Origin of the sequence: Mesorhizobium sp. M0189 (genome assembly GCF_040322135.1) — a bacterium.
Classification (GTDB): Bacteria; Pseudomonadota; Alphaproteobacteria; order Rhizobiales; family Rhizobiaceae; genus Mesorhizobium.
Genome location: NZ_JAMYSW010000043.1, coordinates 1 through 15,893 on the forward strand (window position 1 = coordinate 1; position 15,893 = coordinate 15,893).

The 15,893-nt window shown below is 59.9% G+C and carries 12 protein-coding genes and 5 pseudogenes; 12 read left to right on the forward strand and 5 right to left on the reverse strand.

All coding sequences use genetic code 11. The features are described from left to right. Window positions 1-198 precede the first annotated feature (198 nt). A pseudogene (gene istA / locus NKJ09_RS31820) lies at window positions 199-751 on the forward strand (IS21 family transposase); the annotation flags it as partial. Here the strand turns inward: istA and NKJ09_RS31825 are convergent. Further along, window positions 752-1,001, reverse strand: a pseudogene (locus tag NKJ09_RS31825) (RES domain-containing protein); the annotation flags it as partial. Window positions 1,002-1,469: 468 nt separating this feature from the next. Between NKJ09_RS31825 and NKJ09_RS31830 the strand changes: the two are divergent. The 6 genes and pseudogenes from NKJ09_RS31830 to NKJ09_RS31855 form a co-directional block, all read left to right on the forward strand. Then, window positions 1,470-1,611, forward strand: a pseudogene (locus tag NKJ09_RS31830) (nucleotidyltransferase); the annotation flags it as partial. A 311-nt stretch (window positions 1,612-1,922) separates the two neighbouring features. After that, window positions 1,923-3,064 (forward strand): annotated as a pseudogene (locus tag NKJ09_RS31835) (RHE_PE00001 family protein). 90 nt (window positions 3,065-3,154) lie between these two features. After that, the gene (locus NKJ09_RS31840) at window positions 3,155-3,841 is read left to right on the forward strand and encodes an XRE family transcriptional regulator (protein WP_352496210.1); all 687 of its coding nucleotides are present in this window, start codon (window positions 3,155-3,157) and stop codon (window positions 3,839-3,841) included. After that, window positions 3,786-4,187: an RES domain-containing protein gene (locus tag NKJ09_RS31845; protein WP_352516130.1), complete on the forward strand. Its 402-nt coding sequence runs from the start codon at window positions 3,786-3,788 to the stop codon at window positions 4,185-4,187. Before NKJ09_RS31840 ends, NKJ09_RS31845 begins: the two co-directional genes overlap by 56 nt. Window positions 4,188-4,386: 199 nt before the next feature. Continuing rightward, entirely contained in the window at window positions 4,387-6,285 is a 1,899-nt protein-coding gene (ligD, locus tag NKJ09_RS31850) for a DNA ligase D (protein ID WP_352496208.1), read from the forward strand. A 103-nt stretch (window positions 6,286-6,388) separates the two neighbouring features. Next, window positions 6,389-8,050 (forward strand): DNA polymerase/3'-5' exonuclease PolX, encoded by a 1,662-nt coding sequence (locus NKJ09_RS31855; RefSeq protein WP_352516132.1) that lies wholly within the window; start codon window positions 6,389-6,391, stop codon window positions 8,048-8,050. A gap of 21 nt (window positions 8,051-8,071) precedes the next feature. On the opposite strand, the gene NKJ09_RS31860 is transcribed toward NKJ09_RS31855, so the two are convergent. Next, window positions 8,072-8,710: a hypothetical protein gene (locus NKJ09_RS31860; protein ID WP_352496206.1), complete on the reverse strand. Its 639-nt coding sequence runs from the start codon at window positions 8,708-8,710 to the stop codon at window positions 8,072-8,074. Window positions 8,711-10,154: 1,444 nt separating this feature from the next. Beyond that, window positions 10,155-10,664: a ferritin-like domain-containing protein gene (locus tag NKJ09_RS31865; protein WP_352483325.1), complete on the reverse strand. Its 510-nt coding sequence runs from the start codon at window positions 10,662-10,664 to the stop codon at window positions 10,155-10,157. Between the two features lie 530 nt (window positions 10,665-11,194). Here NKJ09_RS31865 and NKJ09_RS31870 point away from each other — a divergent pair. Further along, window positions 11,195-11,413, forward strand: coding sequence for a KTSC domain-containing protein (locus NKJ09_RS31870; protein WP_352764717.1), 219 nt, complete (start codon window positions 11,195-11,197; stop codon window positions 11,411-11,413). A 563-nt stretch (window positions 11,414-11,976) separates the two neighbouring features. On the opposite strand, the gene NKJ09_RS31875 is transcribed toward NKJ09_RS31870, so the two are convergent. Then, a complete protein-coding gene (locus tag NKJ09_RS31875) occupies window positions 11,977-12,330 on the reverse strand; it encodes a hypothetical protein (RefSeq protein ID WP_352496204.1) in 354 nt (117 codons plus the stop codon). A 176-nt stretch (window positions 12,331-12,506) separates the two neighbouring features. Here NKJ09_RS31875 and NKJ09_RS31880 point away from each other — a divergent pair, with 176 nt between their 5' ends. Further along, window positions 12,507-12,809: a KOW domain-containing RNA-binding protein gene (locus NKJ09_RS31880; protein ID WP_352516129.1), complete on the forward strand. Its 303-nt coding sequence runs from the start codon at window positions 12,507-12,509 to the stop codon at window positions 12,807-12,809. A gap of 576 nt (window positions 12,810-13,385) precedes the next feature. Next, window positions 13,386-13,622: pseudogene (locus NKJ09_RS31885) on the forward strand (aminoglycoside phosphotransferase); the annotation flags it as partial. Window positions 13,623-13,798: 176 nt separating this feature from the next. Here the strand turns inward: NKJ09_RS31885 and NKJ09_RS31890 are convergent. Continuing rightward, window positions 13,799-14,092, reverse strand: coding sequence for a rhodanese-like domain-containing protein (locus NKJ09_RS31890; protein ID WP_352496202.1), 294 nt, complete (start codon window positions 14,090-14,092; stop codon window positions 13,799-13,801). Between the two features lie 372 nt (window positions 14,093-14,464). On the opposite strand from NKJ09_RS31890, the gene NKJ09_RS31895 reads away from it, so the two are divergent. Then, entirely contained in the window at window positions 14,465-14,674 is a 210-nt protein-coding gene (locus NKJ09_RS31895; RefSeq protein ID WP_352496201.1) for a hypothetical protein, read from the forward strand. Between the two features lie 816 nt (window positions 14,675-15,490). Then, window positions 15,491-15,754 (forward strand): hypothetical protein, encoded by a 264-nt coding sequence (locus NKJ09_RS31900; RefSeq protein WP_352496200.1) that lies wholly within the window; start codon window positions 15,491-15,493, stop codon window positions 15,752-15,754. Window positions 15,755-15,893: the final 139 nt, after the last annotated feature.

Below are 15,893 nucleotides of genomic sequence, written 5' to 3' on the forward strand. Positions count from 1 at the left end.
ACGCCAAATGTACGGCCGAGGAAAGCTCGACCTGCTTCAGGCCCGCGTCATCGGTGCTGGTTAAGGTTCAATCATCACCAAAAGTGCGTCAGAGCCAAAATTGACCCCATAAGCCGGGGAATCGGCGTCCAATTTTGCCCCCCCCTGATGCTTTGATTTGCGACCATCGGCTCGTCGTGGCGAGCGGATGGTGTGGGGATGAAGTCGGTGGATACGATTGCCCGGGTTCGGCGCGCCTTCCATGTGAAGGGATGGTCGCTCAAGCGGATTTGCCGCGAGTTGCCTGTGTCGCGGAACACCGTCCGCAAGATTCTCAGATCCAATGAGACATCGTTCTCCTACGAACGCGACCGGCAGCCCAAGCCGAAGATCGGTCCGTGGCAGGATCAGCTCGACGGGTTTTTGAATGGCAACCGTGGCAAGGCGGCGCGCGAGCAACTGACACTGATCCGGATTTACGAAGAGCTTTGGTCTCGGCTACGAGGGTGGCTATGACGCCGTCCGCCGCCACGCGAAGAGCTGGGCGAAGGCGCAGGGGTCGGCGACGGCGGACGCCTATGTGCCGCTGTTCTTCGCGCCGGGCGAGGCCTACCAGTTCGACTGGAGCCACGAGATCGTCCTGATCAACGGCGTGACGGTGACCGTGAAGGTCGCCCATGTCCGGCTCTGCCACAGCCGCATGATGTTCGTCAGGGCCTATCCGCGCGAGACGCAGGAGATGGTGTTCGACGCCCATGACAGGGCCTTTGCAAGTCATGTGGGCAAGGGCGGCGGGATCCATCCCTTCAGCTTTCAGGGCGTCCTCATCCCGGCTATCAAATATGCCCTCAATCTCGGCGTCATAGGCAAGCAGGGTGGTCGGCTGAAGGCTGCCGCCTGATTGGCTTCCCTCAGCGCCGTCACCCCCGATAGCGAAGAATAGAGCGCTGGTACGCCCTTTGGATCGAATCGTCCTCGGCGCCGCGGCCCGACAGCGGATGTCGCGCATAGATCGCTTGTATCGGCGGCGCATCGGATGTGCCCCTCCAATGCCATCAGGGGCAATGTCGAAGTGGCGCTTTCGTATCGCTTGGCGATCTGCGCGAATGGCACACGCTGCGCGCCTGGTGCAAAAACTGCTCACATCATGCCGAGGTGAAGGCCGCTGGCCTGGTCCGGCGCTATGGCAAAGATGCGCTGTTCAGCACGGTCGAAAGGGCCCTGTTCTGTACGAGCTGTGACAGAGGCGGCCCGGTCAGGTTGGAGATCCACAAGCTGCCGAGGAACTGAAGCGCTCGCCTAGCGGGGAAGGTGGCCGGCGCCGCTGGGGGGGCGTTGGGGTAGTTTGCCTGAATAGGCGCCGGCCGGGCGGGTTGGGGTCCGCCGCGGTGGATAGTACCGAACTTGGTGATTCAGGTAATTCCGCGATCATGGAAGACGGCCTACGCGCACCCGTCGGTTTCGCTTTCCTCGTCAACCGTCTTCACTGTGTTAAGGCCCGCTATTCCAAACATTACTGGATCAGTGAGGAAGCGCTCGTCTGGCTGGGAGAACGGACGGCACTGCACAAGTGCGCTGAACAGATCTGCCGTGGAGCATCTGGCGCGCATGAAGGAAGCCGCAGGTGCCTAGCACGCGAGGGGGAAGTCGCGCGGTCGTCTATGATCTTAACTGCGCAACGACCACGCCGCGGGGCGCCCGGGTTGCGAGTTTGCCGGAGCTTGCGCAACGAGCAGTATACCAGTTGCTGCTTCTGACCTGCGAAGGGATCGCCGCATCGTGGGCTCGGAGGGAGAAAGCAAACGAACTTGGAACTGGGCTGCCTGAGTGTAACGATTAAGTATCGATAAGAGGTCATTATCGATAGTGAAAAAGCCGCCAGAGAAAATCCCCTGCAAGTCAACTTAACAGCCGGATAGCTTGACTAACGCGAATCAGGCATCATGAAAACAATGGCTTACGACATCGGTCTTTTGTCCCTCGACACCCTCATCGCGCCCGTCGCGAAGGCGACCGAGGCTTTGGCGCGGCTTGATGAGCGACTGGCGCGTTCCCCCGTCCGCGACGGTTTTGTCGAGCGCCAGCACTTCGCCGACGCAGCCGCCGCGCTGTGGATCGAGGGCGAGCTCGCCCATCTTGAGGACCTGGTCCTGCACGACGCCCATATGGACATTCGGACGCCGACCCATGAGCTCACCCGGGCCCATGCTGTGCTGCGAACCCGCCGGCGAATTTTTTCGCAGAAGCCGGACTGGGCGCTCAGCCGTGACGGTTTTTTGGCCCTGACCGGCCGGGGTGGCGCCATGTCGGAGGCGGAACAAAAAAACCGGGAAGGGCAGGGGGGTGGAAACAGCGTCGTTGAAGCCGATGTTCGGGACGATATTGAGGACGAGCTTCTGGCTGAGGAGTTTGCCGAGATCGATGCTGTCCTGGCACGCTCGTCGAAGATTCTGAGCGGCGCCGACGTGCCTGCTCGAAGAGAGGAGATGTCACTTCGTCACCGGCCGGAGCCGCAAAACGGCCTGATCTACGATCTTGACTGGAATGAAGAAGAACGGCTGGCCGAATGGCAGGACGTTATCGCGGAAACGCGGGAGTTGCCGGCGGTGTTGCGCGCGGCGATCCTGCTCGAAGCCTGGGCGGACATCGAGGTGCTTCAGCATGGAGTTTGGCTCGGGCCGCTGCTTGTTGCCGCGCTGCTGCGGCAGGAAGGCCTTGCCGCCAACCATCTGGCCTGCTTGATCTCGGTGCCAAAAACATCCCGCGCGAGCGGCGGCGGGCGCGCAACCGGTCGGACCGGTTGCTGGCCTGCCTTTATGCTATCCACGACGCCGCGCTGGTCGGCCTGAAGGAACACGATCGGCTGGTGCTGGCAAAAGGCCAGATGGAGCGAAAACTCCGCGACCGCCGCACCAGCTCCAAACTGTCCGAGGTCGAACTCGTGCTGTCGCGGCCACTCGTCTCGGCAGGCATGATCCAGGAGCGGCTAAAAGTGACAAAACAGGGGGCGCTCAATCTGGTCGGCGAGCTCGGGCTGCGCGAGATGACGGGCAGAGGAAGGTTTCGAGCGTGGGGAATTGTGTAGTCCGCAACGCAAGGTTCTCTCCCTTACGAAGTTATCCAACTTGACGAACTTGCGATCTGTAACCATATTGGTGACAGCAGGAGGTTCTTCATGGCCGCTCCAAAACCAAGCAATCATAGCGGGTCCGCGTCGCATGCGGGAGTCGCCACCCTGAGCTTCACCACAAAGCTTCCGGCACAGGCAGACTTCAAGAAGGTATTGCTCGAACGCTATCAGGAAGCGATCGCACGCAGCCGGAAGATCGGCCACCGCGTATCGTTCCGGGTAGAGGTCGATCCGGCGGCTGATGCGCAGACGATCACGCCAGTCGAAGAGCAACCGATCGCTTCAGACGACACCTTTCCCGTCGAGGACACGGGCATGCCCGATGCCGAACTTGAGGCGGCTCTTGCCGGAGCGCGCGCGCGTGGCCGCAAGCGTGTTGCCGAAATTGTCGCCGGCGAGGGCATGCTGAGCGCGGATGCCTTTGCCAAGCTGCTCGGCACATCGCGGGTGACGGTCAACGCCAAGCGGCAAAGCGGGCAGGTGCTCGGGATCGATGGCGCCAAACGCGGTTTCCGCTTTCCTGTCTGGCAACTCGACAAGGACGGTCGTCCCTTCGGCGCATTGCCGGCGCTGCATGCCATGTTGGGCAACAGTGCCTGGGCCGTCTATCGGTTTCTGGCGTCGCGCCATGGCACCCTCGATGGGCGGACGGGCCTTCGAGCCCTTCAGCAAGGTGATGACGCCTCGGTGTTGGCCGCGGCGGAAGGCATGGCCAGGGGCGATTTCGACTGAATGCCCGGCGTTCCACCTCCACCCGATTTCGCAGCCGCAAAGCTCGAAATCGAGACCATACCGCGGGGTCGGACGTTCGGTCGGATCTACTGGAGCACCTATCCTGATCCATTGGGGTACGGGAAGTCGCCGAGCCGGTTCAGCGATCCTCGACGCCGTCTTTACGCCAACCGGTTTTGGCGTTCTTTACCTCGGTGACTCCTTGAAGGTGTGCTTCCTAGAGACCGTGCTCCGCGACCGCCGCGAAGGAATCCTTGACGATCTTCCAATAGAGGAGGTGGAGCTGACCCGACGGCGCTATGCGGATATCGCTGTGGCGGCGTTGAGGGCACGTTCCTGCTCTTGATTATCGCCTGTGAGCTGTGCGCGAAAATCGGGAATGGAAGGGCCGGAGGCAGGAAGCACGGCCTCAGTCCGAGGCGCTAATCAAGCGGGTCGGCAATGATCGCGAAAAGCTCAACACGGTCGGAAGCGAAACTAAAGAAGTAGTCGCGCGTTGGACGGCGGATAACGCTGTTTCGTCTCTGAGTATGGTTTAGGTCAGAGTGGTCAAGCCAACGTCGCGTAAGGCAATCAATGCGTCGAGCGCTAGTCAAGCGAAGTCGCCCGCTCGTGACGAGCTCACTTTAGCGCCGCCCGCTTTCCGGCCGGTCCAGCTCGCAACGCTCGTGGACACGGTCCCTGCCGGCGATCGTTGGATCCATGAGATGAAATACGACGGCTACCGTATTCTCGTTGCCGTCGGCGGTGGCGAGGCGCGAGCCTACACACGATCTGGCCTGGACTGGTCTAGCCGTTTTCCCTCGATCCTCTCCGAGGCTCGCAAGCTCAAGGTGCGCTCCGCCCTGATTGACGGCGAGGCCGCGGTTGTCGATGCGGAAGGAAGATCTAACTTCCAAGCGCTTCAAAATGCATTGAAGGGTGCCCCGGCGACTATCGACTTTTATGCGTTCGATCTGCTGCAGCTCGACGGCGAAGATCTGACAAGGCTTCCTCTTGTTGAGCGCAAGGCGAAGCTGGAGGCGATCTTGCCTGCGAAAGATCCCGTCCTTCGTTACTCCGACCATATCCTCGGCCGCGGAGAAGAGCTGCTCGATCGCTTCTGCGCAGCCGGCCTTGAGGGCGTCATCTCAAAGCTCGCGGATTCGAGTTATGTGGCGGCCCGCGGCGCAAGCTGGCTGAAGATCAAATGCATCAGGCGGCAGGAATTTGTGATTGTCGGCTGGACGCCGTCCGACAAGGTCCGCGCGTTTCGGTCCTTGATCCTTGGCGTTCATGACCGCGGCAAGCTGCGTTACGCCGGGAAAGTCGGCACCGGCTTCGATACCGCTGAACTTCTTCGTCTCTTGAAGATCATGGCGCCGCTTGAGCAGAAGGCCGCCACCGTCGACGCACCACGCGCCGAAGTGCGCGGCGCACACTGGCTCCGTCCGAAACTGGTCGCTGAGATTGCCTTCACCGAAATGACAAATGAAGGGACGTTACGACATCCGAGCTATCTTGGTCTCCGCGAAGACAAGAAGCCGGAGGCGGTCGTGCTCGAGACTGAACGTCATGCAGCCGATCTCGCCGCGTCTGCGACAACCGCCATCGCGATAAGTAACCGTGACCGCGTCATCTATCCGGAGTCCAACATCACCAAGGGACAGCTCGCCGACCATTACGCAGCGGTCGCGGCGATCATGCTTCCTTGGGTTGGCAGCCGGCCGATCAGTCTGGTTCGATGCCCACAGGGCCGCGCGAAGAAGTGCTTCTTCCAAAAACACGACGCCGGCAGCTTTGGCGACAAAGTCCACCACGTCGGCATCACGGAGAAGGACGGGCACGAGGAACCATATCTCTATGTCGACGATGCCGACGGACTGATGACTTGCGTCCAGATGGGAACGATCGAGCTGCATGGATGGGGGGCTCGGATCGAGGATGTCGAAAAGGCTGACCGCCTCGTTTTCGACCTCGACCCCGATGAAGGCCTCGATTTTGAGGCCGTCCGCGCCGCTGCCTTTCAGTTCCGCGCTATCCTTAAATCGCTGGGGCTTACGACTTTCCCGATGTTGACGGGAGGCAAAGGAGTGCACGTCATCGCGCCGCTCACCCCTGGCGCCGAGTGGCCAGAGGTGAAGGACTTTGCGTCTCGCCTGGCGCAGGCGGTCGCCCGGAGCGATCCGGCCCATTTCACGGCCGTGTTGTCAAAGAGGCGCCGCAAGGGTCGCATCTTTGTGGACTATCTACGCAATCAGCGCGGGGCGACCGCGATCATGCCCTACAGCGCGAGATCACGTCCGGGCGCTCCTGTCGCGGCACCGATCACGTGGGCGGAGATGAAGACAATAGATGCGCCCTCTCATTTCCACGTGGGCGATGCTCCTGAATTAAAGAAACGCGCAGCCTCCAAAGCTCTGGCTGGATGGGGTCGCGCTGACCAATCCTTGCCCAATCTGTAGCGTACGTGAAGAGGCAGTAAAGCCGGGATTTAAAGGGCAACGCGGCGCTCATGGCCTTGCCTGATTGGAACCTGCGGAGATCGGCCTCCGTTTGGCTGAAGCCATGGCAAAAATCAATCCGAGGACCGTCGCCAGTCTTTTGAGGGAATACGCACAACGGGCGTCTATGCGCGGCGACAATCCCTATCGCATAAAGGCGTACTTGCGCGCGGCAGACAGTCTGACGGCGCTGTCGCAGCCGCTTGATCGGATCATCGCCGCCGGCGCCCTCACCAAGATCCCGGGGATCGGTGAAGCGATCGCAGACATCGTGACCAAGCTTTACCAAACCGGCACGCACCCAAGCCTTGAGAAGCTGCGCGAGGATGTTCCAGCGGGCGTGATGGAGCTGTTTGCCATACCCGGGCTTCGTCCCGATAAGATACTGAAGCTTCATCAGGCGCTCGGCGTGAACTCGCTGGCGGAGCTCGAGGCCGCAGCAAGAGAAGACCGCATACGCCCAGTCAAAGGCCTCGGCGCCGCGCTTCAGACAAAGCTCCTGCAGAACCTGGCCATCGTGCGAAGCGGCGAAACGCAACTTCACCTGCACAAGGCCGCCGCTCTTCTCGAACATGCGGTCATATCAGTGAAGCAAGAGCATCCAGAGTTTTCGCGCGTCGAAATTGCAGGCGACTTCCGGCGCGGTTGCGAGCTCGTTTCCGATTTCGCCCTGGTAGCGCAGGCCAGAAAATCGACTGGAATCGAGGATACGACCCTGAGGCTTGTTGTCACGGACAGGAAGCACTTTGGCGCGCGCATGCTCGAGGCAACCGGTTCGGCAGACCACCTCGAGCAACTGAAGACGTTCGCGGCCGACAAGGGGTTCACCCTAAATGCCGACGGGCTTCATCGCGGGAGAAAGCTGATCGCGTCAGCGACAGAAGAAGAAATCTACCAAGCTCTAGACTTGCAGTTTATCGAACCTGAATTGCGCGAAGGCAGGGACGAGATTGAGCGAGCGGCAAAGCAGAAGCTACCCGCCCTCATTCGGGATGAAGATCTGCATGGCATCCTGCATTCTCACACGACCGCATCCGATGGCACCGAAACGCTTGAGCCAATGGCTGAAGCCACGCGCAAGCGCGGTTTCGAATACTATGGTGTCGCCGATCATTCGCAGTCCGCTCACTACGCAGGCGGCCTTTCGTTGCAGGAGATTGCTGAACAGCACCGCGAAGCTGACCGGCTGAACAAGGCATACAATGGAAAATTTCGCATACTGAAGGGCATCGAGGCGGACATCTTGGCGGATGGCTCGCTCGATTACCCGAATCATATCTTGGAGCAGTTCGATTTCGTCGTCGCGAGCGTGCACAGCCGCTTCAAGTTGCCCAAGAAGGAACAGACGGAGCGTATCATTGAGGCGATCGGAAATCCTCGGACGACAATCCTCGGGCACATGACCGGTCGCCAGCTGTTGCGCCGGCCCGGTTATGATCTCGACGTCGACAAAGTCCTCAAAGCGTGTGCAAAACACGGCGTCGCTGTCGAAATCAACGCACATCCTTGGCGACTCGACCTCGACTGGCGCTGGCATCAAAAGGCACTCGATCAGGGCTGCATCTTCAGCATCAATCCGGACGCTCACTCGATCCGCGAGCTCGACCACATGCATTGGGGGGTCGAGATGGCGCGCAAGGGCGGTGTCCCTGCGAAGCGGGTCCTGAACGCGATGCGTTTGACGGCCCTCCTTGCGCATCTCGCACGGCGCAGGCAAACGTCCTAACCTGCTTGTGCGCCCGGCCTATCAGCGCAGGAGTCCGTCATTCTCAAAATCTTCCCAGCCGCGCAAACTGGAGTGCGAGTTCTCATCGGGGCCATAGCCAACTGAAGCTGCAGTTCCGCGGCCGCTTCTTTGAGCACGCTTCATAGCCGCCTTCCCCGCGGCTCGCCGCCTATTCTCTGCAGCTGTCGCTGCGTCCTGTTCGCGCCAGACCGTAACCAGGTCGCGGTCAAGCACATCCTCCACGTGCTGCGGGTCGAACACGTGAAAGGTGATGTTCCTTGCCCGCCCGCGGAGTTTCACCGTTTTCGTCCCGGCGCTCTGCAAGCGACCATCTTTCAGCCAGCGGTGCCGTTCGGCCGTCGAGATCGTCAGAATGTCCTCGATTTCACGGGGGATTACGGGCAGGTCTTCGATATTCTGCAGTGCATTGGATACGATCCCGAATACCACCTGCACATCATTCTCGGTGCCCTCAGACAGGCGCAGGGTAAGCACGCGGGACTCGATATGGAGCAGTTTCCTGAACTCCGTTGGAAGGCGGGCGCGTATTTCAAGGAAAATACCCCTCGCTCTGACGGACGATCCAAGCGTTGCAGCCGGGGTTAAAGGCCACTCTCCAATCAGTTTCGCTGTTGCATTGATTTTTCGGCGTGTGGACATGCCCCTTTATATAGGTCACCGATTGTCGGCAGCGATGAGCCGATCGCAAAGCCAGCAGAGTTCTAATCCGCCAGCGGTCTGAACCATGATGCCCAAAGGCGCAACCACGATTGTTAGCGGGGCCGCTGATTGTCGTCGCCTTGCGCTTACCGACAATTGTACTTCACCCGTTCCGGGCTTCCTTGTGGGTGCCGGGACCAACATGTGATCTCCATAATGCGTAAGAGCCGGAGGCCCATCGCCGGCGACAAGGCGATCATTGCAGAGAAAGGTTACGATCGATCGGATGCCCGCGGCCTTCACCCGAAATGTTGCTGGGCGCCTCCTTCGACAGCGCGCCCATGCGAGACGTCCTGGCCGGGCGCGCCGCCTGTTGAGAGCGACGATCGCGAATGCGCGAACGGCTGGACGGCAGGTGAAGCGGGGTCGCGATAGGCGCATATCGGACTTGCTAGCCGTCGAACTCCGGCTTATCCGTTCGTCCGCCCATTATCCGGCTGGACAGCGCCGCGCCCTTGGGCTGTTCAAAGTGCGCTTGCATCTTCCCTACGCCGACAAGCGTGGCCGTTGTATCGCCGTAGTGTCAACCCGCTGAAGTCCGGCGGTGCTTTCTCAGCCGAGTGATCGCCGACTTGTCGACCGTGATCACCCCGTCGCAGTCAATCCGCACAGTGAGTTTGTTTGCTCCGCGATCGATGCGGGTGACGTCCCCAACAAGAACCACTCGGTCTCCGGCCCGGACTTTTGGGTGGCGGATCAATCGTATAAGGATGGTCATACGAGGGAATGCTCACCCTGGCGCGCCCGCTGGGGAGAATCGTGATGACGGTACCTGCTAGTGAAACCTCATCGCCAACCTCAAATTCGCGAGGCATGTTAACGTGCAGCATGGTCTTCCTCCCGATGCTTTCCCTAATTGACGCTTTGCTAAATTAATGCCCGGCCAACCAGGTTGGTTGTTTGCAATCGACTTCGTACGGTTCCGCACAGTTCCAAGCTGGTATGCACTCCCAGTTGGCCTCGGATCGGTATTGTGTGCGTCAAATTCTGCAGAAATGGTTTGACAGTCAGCGATGACCTTGGCGCGCCCCGTCCAGCCACGTGTTAGCGGAGCGGCGGACTTCCTCTCGGTCCGGCGATGGCCACAAACGAGGAGCGTGGAGCTGAAATCGATCTTTCGCCTTCAGGTACGTCGTTCCGGTAAATTCGAAGAATGCCGACGCCGGAAGCAGGTATCGAGCGCGCTTTGATGCTACGGCAACGCCTACAAGCAATTTTCGCTATGTTCCCTTGGCGGCAATGATCGATGGGCATCCTCGATCGTTGCCGTCCGCCGCCGCTCCTATTCAGTTCCAAGCCGCGGAGCTCGCTCGTCGACATCGGAGCCGGTGTTAACCAGCTTCCGCGCCGATCCCTCACTTCAAGATCGCTACGTTCCCACCGATCACCGCTTGGCGCTGTCGCTGTCCGCTTCGGCCCGCGCAAGGAACTGCTCGGTCGTTGAGGCAAGATGGGTTTTCAGCCAATCCGCCATCGCGACTTCCTCTCGCAGGTTCTCTTCGCAAGCCCGAAGAACCTCGGTTTCGCCGAGCGATCGAGCAGCGGCAATCAGGATCGTGTAGGAGGCGATTTCCATGTGCTCGAACGTGTAGCTCGCCAGCGATCCTTTCATCACCTCGTCTCCAGCGAAGACGCCGCTCAGCGATTGCGCCATCGCCGTCAGCTTGCCGCCAGCATCCTTCATCGTGGATGAACCCTCGTCCATCTGATCGAGACAAGTCTTCAGCCGGGCAGCCTGCTGCTTAGTCTCGTCGAGGTGCTGTCGGATTCGGTCGCTCAGTTCGGGATAATTCTCGATACGACTCAACTGCCCGTTCAACATCGTCTCTGCCTGCTCTTCCATGGCATGAGCGTCTCTAAGCCATTGGACAAACCATTCCCGACTTTCTGACATTTCGAATCTCCTTTGCTACTTAAGGAAAAACTTTCGGAAGAAGACATTGTTCCGGAGCAAAGCCCGCCGAACGGCCCTTGACAGTCCCAGAGGATCAGCGACGTAGCGGATCTCAATTCACCTCACGAAGATCCTCAGCAATGCGGGTGAAGGCCAAGATGGCGGAAGATCGGCGCAAGGAAAACGGGCCATGGACGCGAGACGCGCCGATCAACCACACCTGCTCGCCGCTGCGCGTTCCATTACAAGGTCCAACTGGCACTGGCCCGCCTCCTCGCCATCCCACGCGGCGACGTATTGAAGCGCCCCGCATGGCATACCGCGACCGCCGTCTGTCGTCCCGGGCAAGTAAGAACGGCAAGCAGATGAAACTCCCAGCGCTCGGCGAAGCTGAAGCGGTTTCTTGAGGAGGCGCTGATCGCGGCCGCTGGCGCTCCGCATTGAGCCTCGTGCCTCACCGCACCATCACGTTCGCAAGGAACGCGACGGCCTCTCCGCTCGTTGATTGCTTTTCGAATCGAGCCGCCGTCATGCCCTCCATATCGATACGCAAAACGGAATACGATCCCGACAGAAGGATCCTCTCGGTCTGGTTCGTGGCCAGCGGTAAGCGGTGCGAGTTTGAGGGGGTACCGCCGGAAACTTTTGCCGCTTTCCGGGCGGCATTCGCCGAGGGCCGCTATTTCAACGACCATATCCGCAACAATTTCCGCTACCATCTGGTTGCGACCCATAGCGACCCGGGATGACCTGACCTGCCGGTGTCTCAATCGTCCTGTCGCTCCAACCGGCGGTTGGTGGACGCGTCGCCGCTGTTGCCCTAAGTTCGCTTTCGGTCCGCGCGCACCTCGCAAAGCCCACCCCCGAAGTCCCTGCCTGGTGCAAAGGCGCTTGATCGGTCCCGCCGCCCTGGCAGTGTGCGGCGGGATTTTTTGCGCTCCAGGTGGAACACCGGGGTGCGGGCAAGGTTCGGTGCACGCAGTACATCCTCCATACGATATTGCTGCACGATCGGCTGACTCCGATCCGGCCCGCGTCTCCTCAATCCAGAGACGCGGGCTTTTGGCGAATGTCTGTGGATCAGCGCGCCATCAGGTCTGTTCAGCGCTAGAGTAGAGGCGATCGCGTATCTATCTGACCGAAAGCAAACAGAAGCGAGGCGTGCCCCACTGAAAGCACAAGCAAGCGCAAAGGTTCATAGACTGATGCTCGGCTGGCGGCAACTTGCTCGCCAGCCGAGTTGAGTTCACGCGGTGGTCGGGGAGACTGGCCAGCCACACGCTGGTGATTCCAACCTGTGCCGATGTGCCAATCAGCAACCTTCGTCCGTCTTTTTCACCTGGCCTGGCGCGGCGGTGTTGGCGGTCGTGTCCTGCTGACCTGGCGCAGCCTGCTGAGCGCTGCCAGTCTGCTGGCCGGGCGCGCAGTCTCTGGCCGAGTTCGGATTTGTGGTGCCGCTGGTGGTGGTCGTGTCGGTGCCCTGATCGCCGGACATGTTGGTCCCGCTGCTCGTCGTGCCGGTGCCCTGACCCGTCGTACTGGGCATGGTTGTCGTGGTCGAGGTTCCGCTCGTCGAGGTTCCGCTCGAAGTTCCGCTGGTCGTCTGGGCAAAGGAAAGCCCGGCCGACAGCGCCAGGACGGCCGAAGCCAAAAGGATGCGTTTCATCTTCCTTCTCCTGTCTGAATGCGCGGGATGCGCCTGGCAAATCGAACAGGCAGACAGAAGGAGTGTTCCCCGATGAAGTTCAACTTTTGTAACTCTGGTCGTAGGTCAGCCTTAGGATGGCCGGCGTATACTAGAAGTCTCTTGAAGAAGACACTGCCCGCACCAGAATCCATGGCATGGCTCGGAGAATAGGCATTGGTGACCAGGTGTCGATTACTGCCACGGTTCGAAGGCGGATAACAGAGGACCGCGTAAGCGTCTCGATCCCAGGTTACGACTTCCCACATTCCATCATCGACCACATCAAGGTGAACCGAGGCCAGCAAATCGACCTGAAAGGCGAGGTCACTCGCATCGACGAGGACACCGTGACGATCGACCTGTGGCCGCTGGTCACGGTCGACCGTGACAAGGTCCGGCTAATGGAGAAATATCGGCCGCCAAAACGACGAAAGGCACTTGTCGTTGCCCCGGATTAGAACCGACAACATCGCGACAGGCTATGAGGGCAGGCCGCATGACGGGCCGGTAGAGGACGAGTCGAAGCACTTTGTCTACTGCCCAGTCTGCGGCCAAACGTTCGACGCGCGCGATCTTGGACAGGTGTTCCACCACGCTGAGCCGCAGCACGAGCCGCTTCCGGTCGAGCAATAGTCCAGCTAGTTGAGCTCCGGCGGCAGACCGACGTTGAGACCCTTCAGCGCGCCGCACGTTGGATGAGAAAAGGGTGCTGCGTGCACCGCGCCTTCCCCGCGCGCCGATGTTCCACCTGGACCGCAACCCGCCGCACTGCCAGAACGGCGGGACCGATCAAACGCTTTGCACCAGGCGGGGGGATGCGGGGGTTGGGCTTGCCAAGTGAGCGCGGACCGTAACCAACCTAAGCGCAACAGCGGCAACGCGTCCACCAACCGCCGGTTGGGAGCGACAGGACGACGGTGCGCGGGCTTGGCTTTGAAGCGTCAGCGGAGCGACGTTTGCACCTTTCGCTCGATGATCGCATTTTCGATGTCGATGTCGCTGACGTTAAGCTTTCTCACGAACTCCGCGTACCGCCAGGCTGGCGTTCGTCAATCGACCTCCTGCAAGCCGAGACGGGAACCAGGATCGACCTTGCCGCGATGCCGCCGGACGGCGTTGCCCGATGTAGGGCAGCGTGGTCGCGGCTCGTCGGGCGCAGGACATGTGTTGTTCATGGCTATGCGGCTGGTCTCGAAGAAGCCGCCCATGACATTGCCGCTCAGGCGTCAGCCGCTTGGGAAGCCGCTGTTTGTTGGAAAACGATTGCGTAATCAAGACGGCTCGCCGAAGTTAGATCCCTTTGATCGATGGCTAATGGCGGAATAGCCCAATAATTGTTTATCGCGCTCGGCAACGAGGAGTTTGACCGGGTCTCGAAGAAGGTTCTCCAGTTCGGACAGTGCAAGATGCGGCGCTCCGTTCGAACGTAGCAAGCTCCACAATCAGTTCATGAAGCCGAGCGGCATCGCCTGGCGATGCAACTCGGATCGCAATGGTCACGTGTCTGAATCTTTCGCCAACTCGAAGCCTTCATTGAGCCAACCGTAACGCCGCCAGCCATGATCTTCACCGGGCGACCGAGCTCCGCAAGGCGAAGCGCCCCCCGGTCGGCACCGTTGCAATGAGGGCCGGCGCAGTAGGTGACGAATACGATTTGGTCGGACCAGCGCTCCAGCTTTGAGCGGACAATCTTGCCATGGGGCAAGTTGATGGCCCCGGGGATATGACCTTGGGCGAACATCGAAGGGCTGCGGACATCGAGGAGGACGAAATCGGGTTCGCGCGACAGCGCATCATGAACATCCCAACAGTCCGTTTCGAAGGTAAATTCGGCTGAGAAGTGGTTCGCGTGCGATTTCGCTCGGAGACGTACCGCCGGAGACCTTTGCCGCGTTTGGGCCGCGTTCGCTAAGGGCCGCTATTTGAACGACCAGATCCGCAACAACTTCCGCTACCGTCTGGTCGCGAGCGATAGCGACGGGGGATGACCTGACCGGTCGAAACCCTTTAGAGCTTCTGTCGTTTTCCGCGCCTGCGGTTTCAGGAACCCGGGGGCGATTTAGGTGTATGGTAATTCTGCACGGACAAAATCCTGTGGCGAAGGGGGTTTGTCATGCCGATACATCGAAAAGCCGAAAATGCTGGTGTTTTCAAGCCATCCGAGATGGCGCTGCTGGGCCGCGTTTTCGATCGGTTGAAGGTCGACGCTCAATCTGAGCATCAACGTCAAGCGCTCGCGTCCCGGATCATTGCAAATTACATGGCCGGGCTAGTGGACGAGGAAGAACTTCTGTCGGCTTCCCGACAGCCGCTTGGACGGTAGGCGATTGACAGATCCCAATGGATCGGTTGGGCTTCCATCATTCCCGTAACTTCTCCGAAAGGGCGGAGATGCTCATCTGTTCGGCCGATGCGCATGTCACAGAAGACTTTTATCCCAAACTGGGGGGCTGACCCCAACCCGGACAGTCTACCCCTTGCCCGCTGGCTTCTGCTGGCGGGCCTTTTTGAATTGAGAGCCGAAGCGTAGCTTCTATCCTGGCGGTTTTTGGCCGGTCTTTAGTAAGCGCGCCTCGCGTAGCAATGACGCGTGGTCAGTTCCGATCATTTCAATCAGCTCGCGCGCTTGAGTCTCCGTTATGCCAGTTTCCTTGGCTAGGAACTTCGCCTGAAATCCTTCAATCGCTCGTCTGACCTGTCCTCGCCCATGTGAGGCTCCTTCAGGTACCGAAGCCCTGGATCCGGACCTTGTTCCTCGCTGGGCCGCTTCGGACTTGGAAATCTTGCGCTGTCCAACTCTGGCAAATATAAGCTGCAGGATACCGAGAAGAAGCAGCCTAATGCGCGTCACAATCTAGTTCGCCATGAGCGCCCGCGGGACGAACTCCTTGTAAAGTGGATAGGGTTCGACCCGCCCGAAACGTCTGTGCCCACGTTTGATTCCGATGAGCGAGTTAACGCATAAGCCGTTCGAAGACGCCAAGCCGCCAGGCATCAGCAGCACCGAGATTGAGGAAGACACCGGCAGCGTTCATTAGGCGATCCTCGACGCGATCGTTCATCTCAACGACGGAGTGGCCGACTGAGCGGTTAGCCTCTTGACGGTTTCAATGATGGCCTTGGCAAGCGCTTCTCCCTCATGGACGGGCAAAACGGCTTCCTCGCTCGGCAGGACGCCAGCTGGACATGTCTGTTCGATCGCCATCCGAACCAGTTGAAGGCCGGCGCGTTCGTTGCGGTGACCGGCGGCCTTTTCTCTGATGCGCTCGCGGAGCTGTTCCGCAAAATCTGTTCCGGATCGCCCATTTCATCTTCCTGGCTGCGCGATCCTGATCAGGCGAACGTCGGCCAAGCTGTTTTGTTTCTGCGACCTGCGGAAATTCGGACAGAACTGTTCAGATAGGGACATAGTATATCTGGTCACCACAAACTGCCAATTAGTTGTGTGCGTCAAGTTCTGCAAAAATGGCGTGGCAGTAGCTGTGACGTCGGCGTGTCCGCCGCGCAGCCCCCGTGTTTAGCGGAGCGGCGGGCACACGGCG